This is a genomic window from Kurthia populi (genome assembly GCF_042686175.1).
In the GTDB taxonomy this organism is placed as follows: Bacteria; Bacillota; Bacilli; order Bacillales_A; family Planococcaceae; genus Kurthia; species Kurthia populi.
In genome coordinates this window covers 14,035-37,066 of record NZ_JBHUOR010000138.1, presented here as the reverse complement: position 1 = coordinate 37,066, position 23,032 = coordinate 14,035, and the positions used below count along the sequence as shown (strand labels likewise).

Here is a 23,032-nt window from a genome sequence, read left to right as displayed (position 1 = left end):
ATATTGTTTTAGGGGGATTTGAATATGAACTTAAAAGAAACTTTGGAAGTGCTAAATAAAGTAGTATCAGAAAACAGTGAGCTTATTAAAAATGAAGAATCAACAAAACAATTTTTAATCTTACCTTTCCTTAATGGTCTAGGTTTTGATACATATAGCCCAAAAGAAGTAACACCTGAATTCACAGCAGACTTCCATAAGAAAAACGAAAAAGTAGATTATGCAATTACACTAAATGGCCAACCACGAATTTTTGTAGAAGCCAAATCAATCCACACTAAAATCGTTAAAAATGCGCCTCAATTAAGTCGCTATTTCAGTACATTCCCTAGCGTTAAATTAGGGATTTTAACGAATGGTATTGAGTATCATTTCTTCACTGACTTAAACAACGCCAATATTATGGACAACAAACCGTTCTTTATTTTTAATATTACGAGCTATACCGAGGAAGATTTCGAGCACCTTATTAAATTCTCGAAAAACTTATATGACGAAGAAACAATTAAAACATTGGCAGAATCACTGATTTACTTCCACTCGTTCAAATCGGTTATTAAAGAAATTTTTGATACGCCAAGCGATGATTTTATTAAATTTGTCATTAAAGAGCGCTTTAAATTTAAAGTGACGCAGCAGTTCATTAATACGTCACGCCCTATCATCCAAAAGAGTATTCATGAGGCGATTTCCGAGGTTATCAGTGAGAAGTTCAATATTGATGTGACACAACCTACTGCGGAGCCTGTTGCAGCTGGAGTAGCTACTGCTGTTGTAGAAGAAAAGAAAATTTACTACACACAAGAAGAAATTAATTCACTTAATACATTTGAAGATTTTGAAGGTGTAACAGTAGTGTTCCCACAAGCAGCAGCTTACAAGACCTTAATGAAAACATCAGAAGAAAACTATTCGGTGGAAAAAGGAAACCCATTAAGTGATTTCTTCATTTCATCAGTCGTGGCACAAGGATCTACAACATTCGGTTATTTAGTTGGACAGTACGTCAATCAAAGCGAGGACATTAAATTGTACACTGTAAAATCAAATGAAATCGCTAAATTCTTAGACGAAAACCCTGTCGTAAAAGAAACAGGATTTATCAATGCGCGCCTAAGTTCACGTGCAAACCGCACTAGCAATGAGCCAACTTACTTCTTAAAGAGCAGCTTGTACAACCTGTCATTCAAGGATGTGCCAAACTTGATGTCAACATTTGAGGAAGCTGGGAAGTTCTTTTAAGTTTTAAATCTAGGAAATAAAAAAAGGACATATATTATGCCCATTTTTATTTTGATAAATATTAAATTTTAAAATTAGTAGAAAGGAGAATTGGAAATGTCTAAACAGCCAACTTCAAAGACTTCAACGAGCAGCAATAATGAAACTCGTAGTACGACAACTAGCGTTCCTAACAGAAGTGAAGCAAAACCACCTATTCGAAAATCTTAATTATGTCTGAAAATAAAAATTTTTATTTTTTTATCTACATCTAATAATAATTCATTCGCTTCAGGTATTGGGTCAGTATTGAACTTATTAAGAATTTCGTTAAAAGTTGGCTTTTCATCATTGTAAAATGTTTCTGTAGCTAATGATATTTGAAAACCTGTTGTCTCTTCACCAGAGTATCTTTTCAAATAACCGCTTTCTATAAAATTATTATCAAAATCAAATATGTAAACAGCTTTAAACTTATACTCTGTACTATCTATGATTTTTTCAATAACTGTTTGATTAGATTTTATACTGATATTATTTTTTCCTTGATATGTTTCAATTGTCTTTTTCATTTTTTTTAACACATATGGATATAAAGTTAATGTGAGTATGGCACTTATAATTAGAGTAACTATAAACAATTTAATTACTGCTGAAAATGGCATATTCTTAGAAGGTTCTATGCTGGTTAGCCAATAGAATACACAGAAAGACAAACCTATATTTAAAAATGAGAAAATAGACAATACAATAACCTTATCATCTTTTTCATTTTTACTAAAAATAATAATACCCAATTGACTAAGATACGCGTATGACAGGAACCCTGGTATACCTGTCGCAACAACTACCAATAATAAATTCAATTTTTCATCACCTACTTTTAGGATTTATATAAAATTTCATTATATACTAAATTGTGAAATTTTAACATAATATAAATAAATTATTAAGATAAATTCTAGCTCCTACAAACCCTACTTCACATTAGTGGGGTTTTCTTATATACTCATAAAGAACATACGTTTGCTTAGGAGATGTAACAATTGAATCATTTAGAAGACTACATTAGTAATTTATATCAAACTATAGGTATACGCATACCAGAGGAATTAGTGTGTGAAAATCTTTCTTCAAAACTTAATATCGGCCTTTATTACTGGGATGAAAAAAGCCAGGCGGCCACAATACATAACAAATCATTCATTTTTTTAAATCTACATATGCTACCAAATTTTAGATGGCAAATTTTCTGTCACGAGCTTTGCCACATTCTTTTTCATGCTGGTGATCAGATGCAGCTGCCTTCCAGTTTCGTTGAATATCAGGAACGGAAGGCCAATAATTTTGCGCTCCATGCAGCTGTACCCACATTCATGCTAAAAGAAATGGACTTACCTAATGATTATTTTGCCGCTGTAAGAGTGCTGCAAGATACATTTAGTATTAGCCTGACATTCGCTTGTAAGCGATTAGACCACTACATAAACAATCACATCATTCCTCTTCACAAAACCGCACTAGACGAGCCTAAATTGGCACATCACGACTGATTCTAGTTGGTACGATATACGTAATAACAAAAAGGAGGACCTTTTATGGCATCATTTTCAAAATATAAAACGACTAAAGGTGAGTTTTGGATGATTCGTCTTTATTTAACGGATCCCGTCACTTTTGAAAAAAAGCTCACAACTAGACGTGGCTTTCATAAACTAAGTGAGGCAAAATTAGCAGCGAAAGAATTAGAGGCAGAGGATTCAAAAGTGAAATTGAATTCAAAAGCGCACTATACGTACCGACAAATGTTTAAAGAGTATGAAGCAGAATATTCTACGCATCTAAAATCATCTACTGTTTATCGTAAATCCGTTGATTTCAACAAATGGATATTGCCGACTTTTGGCGACAAACGATTAAAGGACATTACGAAAAAAGAATGCCAAAACTATATACATCATATGTCTACACAATTAAAATCGTATAAACCGATTGTCATTCAAGCGAGAAATGTATTCGATTTCGCCGTTCGAAACAATTATATTGAGGCTTCCCCTTTTGATAATACAGTCTATCCTAAAAATACTTTTTTCGAGGAAGAAGAAGCTTTAGAGAAATTTTGGACGAAAGAACAATCATTGTATTTTTTAGAGCAAGTCAAAGCACACGAAAGCTTAAAGCGTTATGCGATGTTCCGTACATTGTTGCTTACCGGAATGCGTAAAGGTGAGTTGTTGGCGCTTCAAGATAAGGATATTGATGATGCTACTCAAAATATCACGATCAATAAAACACTCTTTTATAACAAAGATGGCTCGTATCAATTGCTGAAGCCTAAAACGAAAACATCGATACGGGAGCTACATTTAGACGATGAAACATATGCGGTATTGAAAGATTTAATCCGACAAAATAAAAAACTGCGGCTCCAATTTGGTGAGCGAACCGAGCACTCATTCATTTTTATTAAAGAAACATCGTTTGATCCGTTTCGCAATTCATATGTCAATGAAGTGTTAACGAAGCTTTGTAAAAAATATAAGCTGCCACGTATCACTGTACATGGTCTTCGTCACTCTTGCGCTTCCCTACTATTTGCTGCAGGTGTAGATGTTAAAGTAGTCCAAAAACTGCTCGGCCATGCGCATATTGAAACGACGATGAACATCTATACACACGTGACTACAGAACAAGTCGAAAAAACGACAGATTTGCTTATAAACTTCTTAAATGAACCGAAAAATATAAGCTCATATAGTCAAAATATAGTCACGAGCAAAAAAAAGCCTTAAAACAGCACAAAAAAAGCCCCCGATTTCTCGGAGGCTTTCTTTATATCTTCATTTTCAGAAGTGCTTCAAACGCTTGCTACGCAAGGGTTTGATTAAGCTTCTAATAATAAATCTTCTGGGTTTTCGATTAATTCTTTAACCATTTTTAAGAAACCAACAGATTCTTTACCGTTGATGATACGGTGGTCGTAAGAAAGAGCCACGTACATCATTGGACGAACTTCAACTTCACCGTTTACAGCGATTGGACGTTGTACGATGTTGTGCATACCAAGAATTGCAGCTTGGTCACCGTTGATGATTGGTGTAGACATTAATGAACCGAATACACCACCGTTAGTGATTGTGAATGAACCACCTTCAAGGTCAGATAAAGCTAATTTTTTGTTACGTGCTTTAACAGCTAAATCAGCAATGTCGCCTTCGATTTCAGCGAAGTTTTTACGATCTGTGTCGCGTACGTTTGGTACTACTAAACCATCTGGAGTTGATACAGCGATACCAACATCAAAGAATTTATTGTAGTGAATTTCTTCGCCAACGATTTTAGCATTTACAGCTGGGTATGCTTTAAGAGCAGCAGTTACAGCTTTTGTGAAGAATGACATGAAGCCTAGTTTAGTACCATCATGTTTTTCCATGAATGCATCTTTTTTGCGTTTACGAAGTGCCATAACGTTTGTCATGTCAATTTCATTGAATGTTGTTAACATTGCAGTACCTTGAGATACTTCAAGTAAACGGTTAGCAGCTGTTTTTTGACGACGAGTCATTTTAACAACTTCTACACGAGATTCATCTGCAGCTGGTGTAGCTTTTGGTGTTGGTGCTGCAGCTTGTGTTTGAGCTGGAGCTTGTTGTGCAGCTGGGTTATGAGCAGCTACGTCTTGTACGCGTACGCGGCCTTGAGGATCAACTGGGTTGATTGCGCCAAGATCGATACCTTTTTCACGAGCTAATTTACGAGCAGCTGGAGAAGCGATTACGCGACCGTTAGCAGTAGTTTCTTCTACTACTGGTGCAGCTGGTGCAGCTTTTGGCGCTTCTTCTTTTGCTGGTGCTGGTGTTGCTTCTTTAACAGGAGCTTCCTCTTTTGCTGGTGCTGCAGCTGGTGCTGAAGCTGTACCGTTTGGATCTACTTTCGCGATTACAGCGCCTACTTCTACAACGTCGCCTTCTTGCGCAAGGATTTCAACTAATACGCCTGCTTCTTCTGAGATGATTTCAGCGTTTACTTTATCTGTTTCTAGTTCAACGATGAATTCACCTTTCTCAACTGTGTCACCTACGTTTTTAACCCAACGTACGATTTCACCTTCTGTGATAGATTCTGCTAATTCTGGTACGATAATGTCTGCCACTTTAATTTCCTCCTATTCGGTATATCCGAAATTATTTAGATAATGAATCTTCAATTACGATTGCTTGTGCTTCTTTATATGCATCTGCATCGCCTTCTGCTGGAGAAGATAATGCTGGACGACCAATATATTTCACTTCTTGAGCATCTGTAGCTAACTCGCGTAGGTACGGATCTGCAAGGAACCATGAACCCATGTTTTTCGGTTCTTCTTGAGCCCATTTGATTGTTTTTGCATTCGGGAATTTCGCGAATACATCTGCAATTTCTTTTTCTGGGAATGGGTAAAGTTGTTCAACACGTACAAGATGTAAGTGATCGAATCCTTCGCCTTCACCGATTTTTTCTGCAAGATCGATTGCCATTTTACCAGAAGCAAGTACGATATTTTCTACTGCATCAACGTTTTTACCTGTAGTTGGGTGTTCGATGATTGTTTGGAATTTACCAGAAGTTAATTCTTCTACATCAGCAGCTACGATTTGGTTACGTAGAAGTGATTTAGGAGACATCATAACTAATGGACGAACTTCGTCTGTGCCTAAGATAGCAGCTTGTTGACGTAATAAGTGGAAGTAGTTGGCAGCGCTTGAAAGCATAACAACTGTCCAGTTATTTTCAGCTGATAATTGTAAGAAACGTTCTAAACGTGCAGATGTATGTTCTGAACCTTGACCCTCTGCAGAGTGTGGTAATGATAATACTAGGCCTGAGCGTACGCCCCATTTAGAGCGAGTAGCTGACACGAAGTTATCAAACATCATTTGCGCCATGTTTGCGAAGTCACCATATTGTGCTTCCCAAATTGTAAGAGCGTCTTCATTTTGTAAGTTGTAACCATATTCGTAACCTACGATTGATGCTTCAGATAATGGGCTGTTAATCGCTGTGAATGAAGCATTTGAGCCTGAAATACCGTGAAGTGGTGTGTACTCGTTACCGTTTTGTTCGTCATGTAGAACAAGGTGACGTTGTGAGAATGTACCACGTTGCGCATCTTGACCAGTAATACGGATTGGGTTGCCATCTTGTAAAATTGTACCGAATGCTAATGTTTCAGCGTGGCCCCAGTCGATTTTACCTTTACCTTGGAATGGATCGCGACGACGGTTTAAGATTTTGTTTAATTTTTTGAATACGTGGAAGTCTTCTGGGAAAGTAAGAAGTTCTTCATTCATTTTTTCAAGACGAGCTTTTTCAACACCTGTTTCAACAAGTTCGTAGCCGTTTGCAACAGCTTCTGGCATTGTTAATTCTGAATGTTTACCTGCGCCTTGTTCTTTAATGAAATCAAGGTCAGCTTGTAATTCAGCTTTGATGTCTTTTTGTAATTGTTCAACTTCTGCTTCCGTTACAACGCCTTCTGCAGCTAATTGTTTACCGTATAGCGCACGAACTGTGTCATGTTTATGAACAAGATTGTACATTGCAGGGTTTGTAATCATTGGTTCATCCATTTCATTGTGACCATAACGGCGGTAACCGATTAAGTCTACTAAAATGTCTTTACCGAATTTTTCACGGTATTCAACTGCGAAACGTGCAACTTGTACAACAGCTTCTGGTTCGTCAGCGTTTACGTGGATTACTGGCACTTCGTAACCTTTTGCAGGATCTGAAGAGTAAACAGTAGAACGAGAGTCGAAACGTTCAGTTGTGAAACCAATCATGTTGTTTGCGATGATGTGTACTGAACCGCCTGTACCAAAGCCTTTTGTACGAGAGTAGTTCATTGTTTCTGTTACAACACCTTGACCAGCGAATGCTGCGTCACCATGCACTAAAATAGCTAATGCTTTAGAAGCGTCTTGTACTGGCGCACCAGCTTTAGAAGTATCATCTTGAGCTGCACGAGTTTGACCAGTAACAACTGGGCTAACTACTTCTAAGTGTGATGGATTGTATGCAAGACCGATTGTCGTACCATTCGGCGCTTTGTAAGTAGCACCTAAGTGATATTTCGCATCGTTTGACCAACCTTTTGTCACTTTAAGAGAACCATCTTCAGGAACGAATAATTCTGATGGTACATGAGCAAAGTCAGCAAGCATCATTTTATATGGTTTGTGAACGTTGTGGGTTAACACGTTTAAGCGACCACGGTGAGCCATACCAATTTGGATGTTTTTAACGCCACTCGCTTCAGAACCTTTAATAATTTCTTCGATTAAAACAACTAATGCATCAACGCCTTCAATAGAGAAACGTTTTACACCAACGAATGTTTTGTGAAGGAATTGTTCGAAACCTTCAACTTTGTTTAACATGTTTAAAACAGCTTTTTTATCATCATTTGATAGTGGAGCATTTAATGCACCGCTTTCAATTTTAGATTGAATCCATTCACGTTCGTCTTTACCAACAACTTGATTGAATTCGTAAGCGATTTTGTTTGTGTAAATTTCTTTTAAGTAGTTGATTGCATCTAGACCATTGTTAACGTTTGCAGGAACGTTGTTTAATAGTACTGATGCAGGTACTTCACGTAAGTCAGCGTCTGTTAAGTTGTATGCGCTTGTTTCAATACGCGTTGTATCAAGATTTTGGTTGTGTAGAGGGTAAATGTCAGCTGCTAAATGACCGTGTTGACGGATTGCATCTGCTAATTGTACCGCTGCTAATACTTTTTGAATATCGCCTGTATTTGCTGCGCCTGTAGTTGCTACTGCTGCTTGAGCTGTTGTATCAACTGGTGCACCGTATTGTTCAAATAAAGCGACAAGTTCTGCGTCTACTTCTTCTGGGGAAGTTAAGTAAAGATCGTACATATCCATTACATAACCTAGGTTAGGACCTGAAAAAGCAGCCCATGGATTACTGTTTGTCATGAGATTACCTCCAACTATTTTGCCTAAGTGGCACTTCGATTAACAATTTTAAAAATCAAAAAATCCACTATATATTATTACTATTTGTGAACATAGACATAATTTGTCCTATGTTTTACAAACGCTTTCACCATTCAATCTTACTACTCTTCACAAAAAATTCAATAATTTAATTCAAAACTAGCATATTTCATCTTTAACGACTTATTTCGCTAAGAATTAAATGGATTCTTGCACTAAAAAAAGTGGTAGATGAATCGTAAAAGTTGTTCCTTCATTTAATGCGCTCGATACTTCAAGTGTTCCATCGTATTTATCAATAAGCATTTTGACGATACTTAGGCCAAGACCTGTCCCACCATGCTCTCTCGAACGCGCTTTATCAACACGATAAAAGCGTTCAAATATATGCTCTAAAGATTCTGGCGACATCCCTATCCCATTGTCTTCGATTACGATTGTGCAATTGTTCAAATCAAATGTCAAGTAAATGTTAATGCTAGGTATAGAAGAAGTGTATCGAACAGCATTTTGCAATATATTATGCAAAATTTGGCGATATGCATTTTCTGAAATCATAACGCGAACATTATGAAAATCTTCATTATAATGAAGATTTATTTCAGCATTTGGTGCAATTGTTTTCATTTCTTTCATAACTATCTCTGTTTGTTCAGCAACAATGGCTCCCTGCGAAATATCCTTTGCCTCATGCCGTGCTAGTTCTAATAATTCTTCTATTAATTGTTTCATCCGTCTTACTTCATCAATCGATGTCATAAGTGATTCATTTAATACTTCCAGGTCGTCTTTTCCCCAGCGTTGAATCATTGACAAATGCCCTTCTAATACTTGAATCGGTGTACGCAATTCATGACTAGCGTCTGAAATAAACCGTTGCTGCTGTAAAAAAGCACTTTCTAATTCTGTCATCATTTGTTTATAAACTTTTACTAAGTCCCCAATCTCATCCTGACTATCGACAGTGACTTGAATAGGCGCTTCAAAACGATGTGCTGCTACACGCTTCATATCTGAAGACAATCGTTTTAATGGTTGTAATAAAAGCGTTGCGAGCGCCGAACTAATAAACCACGAAGCAATTAATGCAATCAGGCCCATCAACAACATCGACGTCAAAATATACTTCATTAGCGAAGCAAGTGATGTTAATGGGTGTGTTAATTGTAAATAGCCATCAAAATTTCCTAGTCGTAAATATCCTATCGCCACAAAGCTGTCTGCGCCATCAACTTTCACTTGTTGTATCGTATACCCTTTTAGCGGGATATTTTGCGGTAAATCTGGAATTTCCTCACTTGTATTATTTAAACGAAGGATTTCAATTCCGTCAGTATTTAAAATACGGACCGTTTGATCCTTATCTACAATCGAATTCATCAAGCCCGTATTATGTTGCATCTCATTAATCGTCAGATGACTTCCTCTCGTTTCAAAAAATGCTGTTAAATCATCCATAGAGCGTGTCACAGAAGTTTTTTCTTCATTTAGAAGCCAACTATTAATCGCGATGTATAAAATGACACACACGAGCGCAAAACTAATAAATAGTACGCTCGCAGATGTAAGTGCCCATTTGTGTTTTAATGTCAGTCGATGCCAATATGCGGTTAGTTTTTTCATTCGCGCATCACATATCCTACACCACGTACAGTTTCAATCGTATTAGCGGGTAATTTCGCACGTAAATGCCGAATATAAACATCAACTACATTTGTTTCTACATCTGTATCGTAGCCCCAAACATTTTCTAAAATAATTTCTCGTGTACATACTTTATTTTTTGAACGCATTAATAAATGTAATAAATCAAATTCTGTTTTCGTTAAACGAATTGGCTCTCCATTAACAGTTGCCGTATAGGCGGTTTCATCTAAAATAATATTTTTAAGCGCTAATGTATCATGCTCGGTACTAGTCGTTGTACGACGTAGTGCAGAACGAATACGTGCTAATAACTCCTCTATCGCAAATGGTTTAACCAAATAATCATCTGCTCCTGCGTCAAGCCCTGCTACTCGGTCCATTACAGCATCTCTCGCTGTAATCAAAAGAATAGGGACTGAAGACTGCGCTCGCACACGGCGGCACACTTCAATCCCATTCAGTTCGGGTAGCATAACATCTAGTAAAAGCACATCAAATTCTTTCTCTAATGCCGCTTCTAAGCCACTTCGTCCATCATAGCAAACCGTTACATCATATCCCTCATGTTTCAGCTCTAACTCGACAAAGCGCGCGATGCTCTTCTCATCTTCGACTAATAAAATCGACTTTTCCATTACGCTACCTCCCTATTCAATTAATTCGATGCAAAACGGTAGGAATCTTTTCCACTCACATTTTTCGCCAAATACAATGCACTATCTGCTTTTTCTAATAATAACTCAACCGATGTTCCGTGCTGTGGATAAACGGCAATGCCAATTGATGATGTCGGCGCAAAATGGTTTCCCGCAATATCCCAACCTTTTCGTAACACCTGTTGAATGCGTTCAATTGTTGCTAAAATCTGTTGCTCACATACCGCTTCCTCTAACGACATATGCGTTAATAGGACGACAAACTCATCTCCGCCAATGCGACAAACAAAATCTGAATCTCGTAAACTTCGCTTCAGTGCGCGTCCAAATTCGCGGATAAATTCATCCCCAACATCATGACCGTACACATCATTTATCGCCTTAAAATTGTCGCCATCAATATACATTGCGACAATCGACTGTTGTCTTTCCTTCGCTTCTTGTTCAAGCTTTTCACATTGCAAGGATAAATAGCGTCTATTAGGTAAAAGCGTCAGCGTATCATGGTATGCTAAAAAGCGTAATTCTTCTTCTTTTTGTTTACGCTGTGTGATTTCACGAGCGATTGTCACGTATTGATACACTTCCTCACGAACCGGGTCTTGTACGCCTGTAATGTAAGCTTCGGTCCATAGTGTCTCCCCAGATTTAGAAACCATTTCTAATTCCACATTTGCCTCTTCTTCATTATTCAACGTTTGGACAATTTCGCGTTTTAATACTTCTGAACTTTCAGCCGTTAAAATATCTGAATAAAATTTACCGATGAGCTTTTCTTTGTCATACCCTAGACGCTCTTTATGATTCGGTGAGGCATATAGAATAATACCGTCTTCATTTGTTATTGTAATAAAATCATTTGTATTCTCAGTAATTAAATTAAATGTTTTTTCGATATTTTGTAAGCTCGACATTAAAGCTCTCCGCTCGGTCACATCAATGCAAACCGACACAAAGTTTTTAATCTCTGCATTTTTATCAAATACTGGCACAATCGTTGTATGTGCCCAGTAATATGTTCCTCGTTTTGTACGATTACAGATTTCTCCTTGCCAAATTGCACCACGTTTAATGGTTGTCCACATATCTTCATAAAATTCGCTTGTATGTCGACGCGAATTTAATATAGCATTTGTTTGGCCAAGAAGTTCTTCACAGCTATATCCTGATAATTGTTGATAGCCTTCACTAACATATTCAATAATGCCTTCTGTATCTGTAATACAAAAATTTGAGGCTGCAGCTAATGCTTGTTTATAACCTTCTAATAAAAAATTTGTCTCTTTTAACGTAGCTTCTAAATGTTGCGCATCATTTTGTTCAATCCATTCTAAAGATACTGCTACTATCTCATCTTCCATTACAATAGGTGTCATTAAAATCGTGTAATTGATACGGGTATTATAAAGCCAATTCATTGACACCGCTTCTTGGTGACTTCCTTCAAAAAGCGGTTGAAGGTGTTCTTTACACAATTTAATCAACTGACGTTCTTCCTCATTACGTGGCTTTAAATGCGTTCCTATAACAGTTTCTGGGACTGAAAAAACTTCTGAAAAAACACGATTTATTTTTAAAACTTGGCCGGTACGTGATGCTACAATCATTGGATTATGCTGTTTTAAAAACAATGTAGATAAGAAATGTTGCTCCTCCTCTAACACTTTATGAGAAGACATTTCTTTTGAAACGGCCAATACATATTGATCTTGCTCAATAAAAACTGGCCATACAGTTGTTTCATTCGTATGCTTTGTATCTGCAAATAAATAAAAATCTCGATAGATAATTTGGCGATTCTCTTTAATTGCTTTCTCATAATTTTCTACAATAACGTCACTTTTATTATGGTTCAACCCAGACATTTCTAGCTCACAACCGATTGGTGACTGTTTAAAAATTGCCACCCCTGCTGGATTCACATATCTATATTCATATATGAATGGTGCTGTTCGTTTCATAAAGAAAACGAGTTGTGTACAATGCTCATAAAGTGCCGCCATTTGCTGTTCAATCGACAGAACACCCATTTTCAATGTCTCCCTTTTTCTTTTGCCATCTTTAAGCGAGTGCTGACAACTTACTTGCCGTAAAATCTATTAATGCTTGATAAGCATGCTGCTCATTCGTTTCACGGTCTTTATTTAATGTCCATTTATCATTTACGTGTTCAAACGAATAATGTGCTATAAAGGTTGCATTCCCTATTAAACGCAAATGATATTCCCCGTTGTTATTTTTCACTTCACATTTAACAAACCCACCAGGATTAAAGACGGTAATCGTGCCTTCTTCAACAAGATGTAATAATGTAGCGACAAGTGCAGAGGCTGTCATTGCTGTTCCACAAGCATTTGTAAATCCAACACCACGTTCAAATGTACGAACATAAATTTCTTGTTGACCGATTGGATACATATAGCTAACATTCACGCCATCTGGTGTATAATCATTTTCGCCATTTAACATCGATGCAAGTTGTTGTTGGTGGGCAGCAGATAAAATTTCTTCTTTTGATACAAGTCCGATTAAATGCGGATTAGGCACCGATACGGCTGTAAAACGGATATCCATTGAGAATGGTGGAATGCATTCATCAATTAATGTGTGCTGCGCATTATAATTCATCGGTAATGTAGCCAACTCAAATGAAACTGGTGCAATCTGCACTGCATATGTAGGTATTTCATTCATTAATGAAGGTTCCTCTGTTACGAGTAAATTTGCTTTCATCGTTTCAATGATACATGACGTTTTATTTTCGCGCTCTAAAACATAGCGTGCTACACAGCGTAAGCCGTTGCCACACATTGACGCCTCCGAACCATCGGCATTAATCACACGCATCTTCGCTGTTGCAACATTTGAAGGGGCAACTAATAGTAAACCATCCGCACCGCCATCATTACTTTTTCGGCATAACCATTCTCCGAATTTAAACCAATCCATTGCCGTTTCATCTGCTGTTTCATATAAATAAAATGTATTGCCTGAACCGTGTACTTTTAATAAATTTTCTACCATTGTTTACCCCCTACTTTCCTTATGTCTAATGATAATAGGAAATGTAGTTTCATACAACTAACTTCTTTTTCATTAATGCCAGAAAAATACAATTTCCATATAATTGAATAGGTGTATTTAGGCGAAAAAACGAACATTTCTATGTTTGTAGTCCTATTTATTGTCTATTTAACGCCTTTTTTTATTTTTTTCAGTGAATTGGTATACTTTTTGCCTGTTACGGGTATATAACTATGTGGGTGTTTACTGTAACACCTCACATCTACTACAGGATTCTTCATCGTATAACAAATACACTTTCCTGTCACAAAAGAGCATTTTTTGCTAATTTAATCTATTTTTTTATATTCAAATCTATATTTTTTTATTATAATCTAAATAGAAACATCGCATAGCAAAATATGCTAGCTATGTTTGAGATTTTCACTATAATTAAATAGAATTTTAGAAGGCAAATGGTGCGCCACTAACATTCGTTAGTTTTAGCGGGTTCGATTCCCGTCCTGAAATTTTTTGTTTTAAAATTTTCTGATGACTAGATCATCTTAAAGGAGGCGTTCTTCATGTTAAAAAAACGTGAACTGCACGAGTCTGCAGAACTATTTGAGCTTATGACACATCCTGAGGTATTCCCGTATGTACGGCAAAAAGCACATTCTGCTGAGGAATTTGCTTTTATGACTCGACAATTAATGGTAGAAGAGCACTTTGGTAAAACAGTCTCTCGTACAATTACAGATGATTGGGGCAAACCAATTGGTGTAATTGCTTTATTCGACGTTGCAGATGGTGCAGGATTCCTAGGAACTTGGATTGGTAAGCCTTATCAAGGTAAGGGCTACAACCAAAAAGCAAAAGTAGAATTTTTCAAAGAGTTATTCTTCGAATTAGGATTCCAAACAGTGTTTATGAAAGTTCGAAAAGTGAACAAGCAGTCACAGCGTGCTGTTGAAAAACTGGGATACGCAATTGACGCAAAAGAGTTACACCCAGCGCTATATGCACAAGTAAATAGCGGTGACATCCCATTTGAATTATTCAAAGTAGACAAAGATAACTTCTATCTATATCTTGCTACACAAACAAACGAGGAGGAACAAGCAATCTAATGGATACCACAAGCGAAATTACCCCGACCTAAAGGCAGCTCCCTAGCAATTATGCGACGCGAGCTGCCTTTTATAATGCAAAAAAGAGGTTAGGATTTCCCTAACCTCTCACGTCATGCTAGATTATTTCTTTTTAGCATATTGCAAAATTAATTGCATCATATCATCTGGTAATTTTGGTTTTTCCGCCTCTTGCATCGCTTTCATTAACGCAGGCTCTTTATCGCGTAGCTCATGCACGGCTGTTAAGAACGTTTCTTTGTTAACAGATTCTTCTTCTAAAACTAAAGCCAAGCCTTGTGATTTAAATAATCGTGCATTTAAAATTTGGTCTCCGCGTGATTGTGCAGCTGATAATGGAATTAATAACATTGGTTTTTCTAATGCTAAAAATTCAAAGATTGAGTTAGAACCAGCACGTGAAATAATATAATCTGATGCATACAATAAGTTTGGTAACTCTGTTGTGACATAATCAAATTGTTTATAGCCTGCTAAAATGTCTAATTTCGGCTCTACATTTCCTTTACCACATAAATGAATAATGTTATACGTTTTAAGTAATTCTTCTAAATTTGCGCGTACAGCATCGTTAATAAATTTAGAACCTAGTGAACCACCCATAATCATAATCGTTGGTTTATTATTTGAGAAACCACAATATTGTAACCCTGATTCACGATTCCCTGAAAATAGAGCTGGTCGAATAACCGAACCCGTACATGTTGATTTTTCAGCTGGGACATATTTTAACGTTTCTTTAAACACCGTAAAAATATGTGATGCAAATGGTAATGCTAATTTATTCGCTAAGCCTGGCGTCACATCTGATTCATGCGCCACAACAGGAATACCTGCCATTTTCGCAGCCATTACGACCGGTACCGATACGAAACCACCTTTTGAAAAAATAATTTGCGGTTTCACCTTGCGTAAAATAGCAGATGCTTGTGCAATACCGGCTAATACGCGGAACGGATCTGAAAAGTTTTTCGTTGAAAAATAACGACGTAATTTACCACTTGAAATCGCATGATATGCAATTTGTGGAAATGCCTGTGGAATAATTTCTTTTTCTATGCCTTCTTTTGAACCGATATAATGTACTTCATATCCTGCTTCTAAAAAGGATGGAATAATCGCTTGGTTAAGCGATACGTGGCCCGCTGTTCCGCCACCTGTAAAAACGATGGTTTTCTTCATAATCTATATAAACGCTCCTATCACTGTTAACGAATCAATTTAATAACCTCGTCATTATACACCTCTGACAACAAAATGCACTTATTCTGACAAAATTATTATCACAGCTTTCATTGTAGCATAGTAAAAGCACGAAAAAAAAGAGTCGCATGGTTCGCGACTCTTTTTAGTTACATTGTTCGCCCTAATAACGGGATTCGATCAACGCCATCCCCAATAATGACTAAATTCGGATCCATTTTCATATATTCAGGAAGCCATTGTGTTAGTCCATATGCATATTGGAAGAGCATCGGATGACTATTGCCTTCAATCGGCACATAGCCTTTCATACGATAAATTGTTTCTGGCAGTGAACGTACCCAGTCCTCTACTTCTTCCATTGTATAGCTTTCTCCTTCGCCAAAGTGAAGTAAGCGCGAGCTTAAATGTAAATGATGACCAAGATCCGCTTTTTGCACATCACCAGTTGCTGTTGCACGCATTCTTTCAATATACGTAAATGGAACATTAGCATTCACTGTTTGTAAAATCGGTGCATGACTATTTAAGTTTTGCATTTCAAATGTTACTTGCGCTAATTCTTCTGGTGTTAATAAATCAGATTTATTGGCTAAAATTAAATGTGCATGGCGAATTTGTTCAAGGAATAATGAGCGCGTTTGAGGCGTCATGTCATTGCGATGTAACCAGCGCTTGCTATCGGCTACTGTAATAATCCCTTTAATATTTAAGTCATTGGCAAAAAGAGGTGAATAGACAGCATCTAGTGCTTCTACTGGATGAGCTGCACCTGTTGTTTCAATTAATAATACATCCCAGTCCGATTCTGCTAATAGCGATTGCACTTGCGCTTCTGTTTTTTCAGCACCCGAGCAACAAATACAGCCATTTAACATTTCTTTTAATGGAACTCCTTCTTCAACAGCTTGCGAATCAAAGTTCAGTTCCCCTAGTTCGTTCATAATTACAGCTGGTTTTAATCCGTGTGCTTTCAATTCCTCAATAAAATTCGCTAATAGCGTTGTTTTACCGCTTCCTAAAAAGCCACTCAATAAATAAACATCTTTCATTTGAATATCCTCCAATTAGAAAAAGAGCTGCCGAAGCAGCCCTTTTTACGATTATTTTGCTTCTTTCACAACGATACTATGTGCTTTTTTCAACTGTGGATCATCTTTTTTAATTTTCTTACGGAGTTGATTCATTAGTTCTGTTGTTGTTTCACCCGTTAATGTACCCGTCACGTTTAAATCATGCTCTTGTTGGAAAGCCTGAACAGCTAATAATGTATTATAGTCATATAAGCCATCTACTGTTCCAACCGTATAACCAAGTGCTTCAAACATTTTTTCTGCTACCTTCACCGTATCTGACACATCACCTTGTTTTAATGTTTTTGTCGTATCAATATACGGTAAATTTGCGTAAGAAGGATACTTCACTTTTACATTTGGCTTAATACCTTTTTCATGAATCCAATTACCATCTGGCGTTAACCATTTAGCTGTTGTATATTTCAATGTGGCACCATCTGATAAATCTTCTACCGTCTGAACAGTTCCTTTACCAAATGTTTTCTCACCAATGATTTTAACATTTGCAGACTCATTTACTGCACCCGCTAAAATTTCCGATGCAGAGGCACTACCACCATCAACTAAAATCGTCATCGGCACCGTTACTTTACGACCATCTTGTGCTGAAGCAACATTTTTCTCTCCATCACGATTCTCTACTTGAACTACTGGTTTTCCAGTCGCTACAAACAGACTAGCAATATTAATCGCGACATCAAGACGACCACCTGGATTTTGACGTACGTCTAATACTAACCCTTTCATCCCTTTCGCTTCCAGCTCATCTAATTTTTCTAATAATTCTTTGTACGTATCTTCAGAAAAACTTGTAATTTGGATATGTGCTACTTTATTTTTCATCATTGAAGCGTAAACTGTCTCAACTGGAATTTCATCGCGAACGAGTGTAATCTTATGTAGATTTTTCGAATCGCCCCTTTGGAATTCTATTTTCACTTTTGTTCCTTTTTCACCACGAATTAATTTAACTGCTTGATCCGCTGTTTTTCCAACAATGGATTTTCCATCTACTGTTTTAATAATATCATTGGGTTTAATGCCCGCTTTTTCAGCTGGAGAGTTTTTGATTGGTGACACGACAACAATTTGACCGTCCTTTTCTTGAATCTCTGCACCAATCCCTTCAAAACTAGAAGAAATTTGTTCACTAAATTGCTTTGCTTCTTCTTTAGGCATATAAGTAGAATATGGATCGCCTAATGCGTTAATCATACCTTCCATTGCACCCTCAGCCAATTTTTCTTCATCTACTTCTTTAAAGTATTTTTTATCGAGTTCATCATACACATCTAATACTTTTTGAAATTGTGGATGTGTACTTGAATTTGTTCGCACCTCAACCATTTTTCCTTCACCAAAAGTTAACGCCAAAATTGTAATTCCTGATGTACTAATAATCAGTACAATAATTAGCATAATAAGTGTAAATGGCTTCATGCGAACATATTTTTTTGCAGGTTTTACTTCGTTTTCATGCTGTTCTTCGTTTTGCGATTTTTTTTCGTCCAATTTCTTTCACCACTTTCACTATTCAAACGTTTGCACACTACGTCTATTTTAGCAGTATTCGACGTATCCGAAAAGAAAAGTTATATGAAAAGTTTATACTCTTTCTATTCAAGATCCGTTCTCTTTTTATTTTATGCTTTTTAGATAGCAAAAGGTCAGCGCCGCCTAATAGACGTTGCTGACCTTTTATAAAAATGATTTACTTTATTATTCAGCGATTGCTGCTTCTAGTGCAACAACCATCATTTCTTTAAACGTTGATTGGCGTTCTTCTGAAGAAGTCGCTTCACCAGTAATTAAATGATCTGAAATAGTTAATACAGATAATGCTTGTGCATCATATTTCGCTGCTAATGTATAAAGAGCAGCTGTTTCCATTTCTACTGCTAATACGCCATAATCAGCTAATAATTCATTAGGATTTTTCTCACCATAGAATAAATCTGCTGTATAAACGTTACCAACACGTAGGTTTAAGCCTGCTTCTTTACCTGCATTATATGCTTTTAATAATAAATCAAAATCAGCAATTGGTGCGTAATCTAATCCACCAAACTGGATTTCATTCATTTTTGAGTCTGTTGTTGCACCTTGCGCTAATACTACGTCACGTACTTTTACGTCACGTTTTAAAGCACCTGCTGTCCCAACACGAATTAATTTTTTACAACCATAATCTTTTAGTAATTCAGTTGCATAAATACTAATAGATGGTACACCCATACCTGTGCCTTGTACCGACACTCGGTGGCCTTTATATGTACCTGTGTAACCAAACATATTTCGAACGTCATTGTATTGAACAGGATTTTCTAAAAATGTTTCTGCGATAAATTTAGCGCGTAAAGGATCTCCTGGTAATAGAACAATATCAGCGATTTCGCCGTCTTTTGCGTTAATATGAATACTCATATAAATTCCCTCATTTCATTTAATTATCGAAAGCCTTTTCATAACTATTTTGATTGTACTAAAAAGTCTGACCTCTGACAAACAATAATCAGTATTCCACTATATATTTCTCTTCATACATTGCCCATAAGTGATCAAATGTCGCTGCATTTAAGTCATCGTCGGCTAATTCTTCAATATACAAAGAAATTTTTTCAAAGTCCATTTCTTGTTTTGGAAAAGCATGATCGTTAAATGCAGCTTCTGCAAAAACGCCGTATTCATCGCTCGCGCCACGAAAAGTTAACACATATAAATAAAAACTTGGTTGCATGATTTCTCCTTCTTTCTTCATTTATTTGAAAATACAGATTTTACACTAATTCGACTGTACTATATAATTGTACCTAGCTAACAAGGGGGTACGATTATGATAATAGACACAAAAGAAAATAAATCATCGGTTAAAAAAGGACTATTTAATACTACTTTTAAAAAAATGTGGCCTTTATTTCTTCTTCGCTGGAGAATTGTGATGACATTCGCAGCTTTATCTTTATTACTCGTTGCGATGCTTGTATTGAGTTACAATAATTTAGAAAAACTTAAGGATGAATTAAAACTATTTAATGGCGACACATTAAAAACACAGCTCGAGGTTAATAGCCTGTCTGGCAAATTAGCGGCAATTACTGCACTCGAAAAAACATATATCATTACTGGCAATACTAATGAACGTGCATTATACGATGAGCAAGCCGCCTCGTTTACCACACAAGTCGAAAAGCTACAGGAAAAGTTTAGCCGTTCTAACAATGAATTAAAACATCTCGAAACGATTTTAGCATATTACACAACATATACGAACACTGCAAACAGCGCAATGGCTATACGTGAAACAGAAGGCCTTTCAGCTGCTAAGGAATATGTATCGCGTGGTGCTGGACAAAAAGCGATGACAAATGTTAATACACAAATCAATTATATGAAAAATGCATTAAATGAAAAAAGCTCAAAAAAATTAGTCACACTCGAAAACTCCACAACGTTGTCAGAATTAATTTTCTTTATCTTAACGCTACTCGCAATCATTGTCTTATCAATTACTGGCTTTTTATTATTCCGTTCGATTAAGCGAAATACCGCTCGTATTCAAGCAGCAATTGATGACATGGCAAATAATGGTGGTGATTTGACACAGCGTATCCACATTTCTACACGAGATGAATTTGCGCAGATTGGTCAGAGCACTAATTCATTAATTGAGTCCATCGCAGACCTTGTTGGAAATATTGATACACTGGCACATGATGTCGCAGCAAATGGTGCACAATTAAAAACATCCGCTGCTCAAAGCGCTGACATTATTCAATCTATCGCACAATCTTCAAACGTCATTTCAGAAAGTAGTGAAAATACCATTATAAATATGAATGCTGCTGCGCAAAAAATGGAAATGCTCCATAGCGCCGCAACACATTTATCGAATGATACGAATGATATGAAGATTTCTGCAGATGCGATGATTCAAGCCGCCAATGAAGGCTACGCTTCTGTACAAAATGCGGCAAATATGATGATGGAAATTGAAGAAACAATCGCGAACACAACTGGCACCGTTCAAAAGCTTGGGGACCGTTCTTCACAAATCACATCGATTATTCAAACAATTACAGAAATCGCAGATCAAACGAATTTATTAGCGCTTAATGCTTCAATTGAAGCAGCACGTGCAGGCGAAGCTGGCAAAGGCTTTTCAGTAGTAGCAGATGAAGTGCGAAATCTCGCTGAATCTTCACAGCAAGCAGCAAATGAAGTTGCTACGATGATTCATGCTATTCAGCGCGAGATCCATACCATTATTGAACAAAATGAAACCGGTGTTACGAAAGTCATTCAAGGTGTTAATTTAACAAATACAACGACGTCCTCTCTTGATATTATCGTGGCACAAACAAATGAAACACTTATGATTATTGATGATATGGCTCAAAAAATTGAAACATTTGAAAATCATAGTGAACATGTAACCCAAGCGTTTATTGAGGTAAATATAATCGCTGAGGAAAATGCGATGCAAGCTGAGGAGAATGCACAATCTGCTGAAGAAGGCGCCCGCTCTGTAGATGCAATTTATGATGCTGTTGAAAATTTATCTACGCAATCTAATGCACTTCAAAAAAAAATTGCAGCATTTAAAATTTCTTAGTTTTTTGAAACCTTCTCTTTCGAATCTCGTCCTGTTACAAGATTGCTCCACTAATGATAGGAAAGTATACACTTTCGCATATTTTAGTGGTATTATTGCCTAACAGGAGATGATTTAACATGAAATTAACAAAATACGTATTATCTTTAGGAGTACTAACTGCTTCTACATTAACAGTTGCAACACCATCTTTTGCTGCAACGACTACTGCAACAACAATGACGGGTACAGTTTTAAATCCTGTCACTGTTCGTGAAGCTGCTGATTTAAAAAGCGATTCACTTGGCGCACTTAAAAAAGGTGACAAAGTAATCGTTTATTCAACTGACAAAAATGGTTGGGTTCAAATCAAATTTAATGATAAAAAAGCATATATTTATAAAGAATACGTTAAAGTATCAACAACTACAGATGATAAAACACCAGCTACGACAACAAAATCATCAACGAAATATATTCAACAACCTGGTGCAAACGTTCGCCAAAAAGGCAATGTGTCATCGAAAATTCTTGGTAAATTAACACCTGGAACAAAAGTAACTGCTTATGGTACAACAAAAGATGGTTGGGTAAAAATCAAATATAATAACAGCACAGCTTATGTGTATAAAGATTATATTGGTGCAAAAAAACCTGCTACGACAACAAAGCCATCAACACCTGCAAACACAACGAAAAAAGGCTACAACTTACAAACAGCTAAAACGTATAAATACGCTCATAATGGCTCTAATGTAACCCTTTCTAGCAAAGGTAAAAAAACATCTTCAGGCTATACGGTATGGACAATGCACGATAGCAAAACAAACAAAACATCAACAGTTTATTTAAAAGAAGTAGCTAATAAAGGTCTTTACTATAAAAAAGCTGGCGAAAAAGCAGTGAAATTATTAAACTATCCTTTCGCAGTTGGTGACACGTATAAGAACGGCTCAATGACTTATAAAGTAACAGGCGTGAACAAAACAGTGACAACAAAAGCTGGTAAATTCACTAACACAATTACAGTTAAAGTTGGCAATGAAACGTATTATATTGCGCCAACAACAGGCGTTGTGAAAATCACAAAAGGCACAAAAACAGTATTCCAATTAAAAAGCGTTAAGTAATCTGCGCTACGCTATTTAAAAGAATCGCTTTTGCGGTTCTTTTTTTATGTAATTTTTAAACTAATAATCATATAATCGTTTTCTTTTTCTGATTTTTGTAATTTTTCAGATTTTATATTGTCACAATTGTCAATTAGTGTTAGAATTCCATTAATTGATTATATCTTATTAACTTAATAGATTTTCTTATCGAGAGAGATTGAGGGACGTGGCCCATTGACATCTCAGCAACCCCCATTGGAAGGTGCTACATCCGCGAAGACATAGTCTTACAGATAAGAAAGGACGTATTTTCAAGTGCCCCTTTCTACTGTGTAGATCGGGGTGTTTTTATTTTATTCATAAAGGATGAT

The 23,032-nt window shown here is 36.6% G+C and carries 18 protein-coding genes and 1 riboswitch; of the genes, 6 read left to right on the top strand and 12 right to left on the bottom strand.

Annotation, left to right across the window (positions count from 1 at the left end; translation table 11 throughout):
- Positions 1 to 24 precede the first annotated feature (24 nt).
- Entirely contained in the window at positions 25 to 1,242 is a 1,218-nt protein-coding gene (locus tag ACFSY7_RS17855; protein ID WP_380148979.1) for a type I restriction endonuclease, read from the top strand.
- Positions 1,243 to 1,448: 206 nt separating this feature from the next.
- Here ACFSY7_RS17855 and ACFSY7_RS17850 read toward each other — a convergent pair whose 3' ends face one another.
- Positions 1,449 to 2,087, bottom strand: a complete 639-nt coding sequence (locus ACFSY7_RS17850; RefSeq protein ID WP_380148978.1) for a hypothetical protein — start codon at positions 2,085 to 2,087, stop codon at positions 1,449 to 1,451.
- Positions 2,088 to 2,267: 180 nt separating this feature from the next.
- Between ACFSY7_RS17850 and ACFSY7_RS17845 the strand changes: the two genes are divergently transcribed.
- The gene (locus ACFSY7_RS17845; protein WP_380148977.1) at positions 2,268 to 2,774 is read left to right on the top strand and encodes an ImmA/IrrE family metallo-endopeptidase; all 507 of its coding nucleotides are present in this window, start codon (positions 2,268 to 2,270) and stop codon (positions 2,772 to 2,774) included.
- A 45-nt stretch (positions 2,775 to 2,819) separates the two neighbouring features.
- Positions 2,820 to 4,013, top strand: a complete 1,194-nt coding sequence (locus ACFSY7_RS17840; protein ID WP_380148975.1) for a tyrosine-type recombinase/integrase — start codon at positions 2,820 to 2,822, stop codon at positions 4,011 to 4,013.
- 92 nt (positions 4,014 to 4,105) lie between these two features.
- Here ACFSY7_RS17840 and odhB read toward each other — a convergent pair whose 3' ends face one another.
- The 6 genes from odhB to dapF form a co-directional block, all read right to left on the bottom strand.
- Positions 4,106 to 5,374, bottom strand: coding sequence for a 2-oxoglutarate dehydrogenase complex dihydrolipoyllysine-residue succinyltransferase (gene odhB / locus ACFSY7_RS17835; RefSeq protein WP_380148974.1), 1,269 nt, complete (start codon positions 5,372 to 5,374; stop codon positions 4,106 to 4,108).
- 31 nt (positions 5,375 to 5,405) lie between these two features.
- Positions 5,406 to 8,201 carry a 2-oxoglutarate dehydrogenase E1 component gene (locus ACFSY7_RS17830; protein WP_380148973.1) on the bottom strand — a complete coding sequence of 932 codons (2,796 nt, stop codon included), beginning with the start codon at positions 8,199 to 8,201 and terminating at the stop codon, positions 5,406 to 5,408.
- 219 nt (positions 8,202 to 8,420) lie between these two features.
- Positions 8,421 to 9,845: a sensor histidine kinase gene (locus tag ACFSY7_RS17825; RefSeq protein ID WP_380148971.1), complete on the bottom strand. Its 1,425-nt coding sequence runs from the start codon at positions 9,843 to 9,845 to the stop codon at positions 8,421 to 8,423.
- The gene (locus ACFSY7_RS17820; RefSeq protein ID WP_126990610.1) at positions 9,842 to 10,504 is read right to left on the bottom strand and encodes a response regulator transcription factor; all 663 of its coding nucleotides are present in this window, start codon (positions 10,502 to 10,504) and stop codon (positions 9,842 to 9,844) included. Before ACFSY7_RS17820 ends, ACFSY7_RS17825 begins: the two co-directional genes overlap by 4 nt.
- 20 nt (positions 10,505 to 10,524) lie before the next feature.
- Positions 10,525 to 12,555, bottom strand: a complete 2,031-nt coding sequence (locus ACFSY7_RS17815; RefSeq protein WP_380148970.1) for a diguanylate cyclase domain-containing protein — start codon at positions 12,553 to 12,555, stop codon at positions 10,525 to 10,527.
- 31 nt (positions 12,556 to 12,586) lie between these two features.
- Positions 12,587 to 13,549 (bottom strand): diaminopimelate epimerase, encoded by a 963-nt coding sequence (gene dapF, locus ACFSY7_RS17810; RefSeq protein ID WP_380148968.1) that lies wholly within the window; start codon positions 13,547 to 13,549, stop codon positions 12,587 to 12,589.
- Between the two features lie 563 nt (positions 13,550 to 14,112).
- Here dapF and ACFSY7_RS17805 point away from each other — a divergent pair.
- Entirely contained in the window at positions 14,113 to 14,658 is a 546-nt protein-coding gene (locus ACFSY7_RS17805) for a GNAT family N-acetyltransferase (protein WP_020189755.1), read from the top strand.
- A gap of 123 nt (positions 14,659 to 14,781) precedes the next feature.
- Here ACFSY7_RS17805 and ACFSY7_RS17800 read toward each other — a convergent pair whose 3' ends face one another.
- The 5 genes from ACFSY7_RS17800 to ACFSY7_RS17780 all read right to left on the bottom strand — a co-directional run bounded on the left by ACFSY7_RS17800 (position 14,782) and on the right by ACFSY7_RS17780 (position 19,716).
- Positions 14,782 to 15,864 (bottom strand): undecaprenyldiphospho-muramoylpentapeptide beta-N-acetylglucosaminyltransferase, encoded by a 1,083-nt coding sequence (locus ACFSY7_RS17800; protein WP_044527218.1) that lies wholly within the window; start codon positions 15,862 to 15,864, stop codon positions 14,782 to 14,784.
- 167 nt (positions 15,865 to 16,031) lie between these two features.
- Positions 16,032 to 16,934: a CobW family GTP-binding protein gene (locus ACFSY7_RS17795; RefSeq protein WP_380148966.1), complete on the bottom strand. Its 903-nt coding sequence runs from the start codon at positions 16,932 to 16,934 to the stop codon at positions 16,032 to 16,034.
- Between the two features lie 51 nt (positions 16,935 to 16,985).
- On the bottom strand, positions 16,986 to 18,470 hold the full coding sequence (locus ACFSY7_RS17790; RefSeq protein WP_380148965.1) for a lmo1851 family serine protease: 1,485 nt from the start codon (positions 18,468 to 18,470) through the stop codon (positions 16,986 to 16,988).
- A gap of 207 nt (positions 18,471 to 18,677) precedes the next feature.
- Complete coding sequence (gene deoD, locus ACFSY7_RS17785) at positions 18,678 to 19,382, bottom strand: purine-nucleoside phosphorylase (RefSeq protein WP_020189751.1); 705 nt, start codon at positions 19,380 to 19,382, stop codon at positions 18,678 to 18,680.
- Positions 19,383 to 19,470: 88 nt separating this feature from the next.
- The gene (locus ACFSY7_RS17780) at positions 19,471 to 19,716 is read right to left on the bottom strand and encodes a YozE family protein (protein WP_380148964.1); all 246 of its coding nucleotides are present in this window, start codon (positions 19,714 to 19,716) and stop codon (positions 19,471 to 19,473) included.
- Between the two features lie 75 nt (positions 19,717 to 19,791).
- Here ACFSY7_RS17780 and ACFSY7_RS17775 point away from each other — a divergent pair, with 75 nt between their 5' ends.
- Positions 19,792 to 21,570 carry a methyl-accepting chemotaxis protein gene (locus tag ACFSY7_RS17775; protein WP_380148963.1) on the top strand — a complete coding sequence of 593 codons (1,779 nt, stop codon included), beginning with the start codon at positions 19,792 to 19,794 and terminating at the stop codon, positions 21,568 to 21,570.
- Between the two features lie 119 nt (positions 21,571 to 21,689).
- Complete coding sequence (locus tag ACFSY7_RS17770) at positions 21,690 to 22,679, top strand: SH3 domain-containing protein (RefSeq protein WP_380148962.1); 990 nt, start codon at positions 21,690 to 21,692, stop codon at positions 22,677 to 22,679.
- 183 nt (positions 22,680 to 22,862) lie between these two features.
- Positions 22,863 to 22,961, top strand: a riboswitch (SAM riboswitch).
- The last annotated feature ends 71 nt before the right edge of the window (positions 22,962 to 23,032 follow it).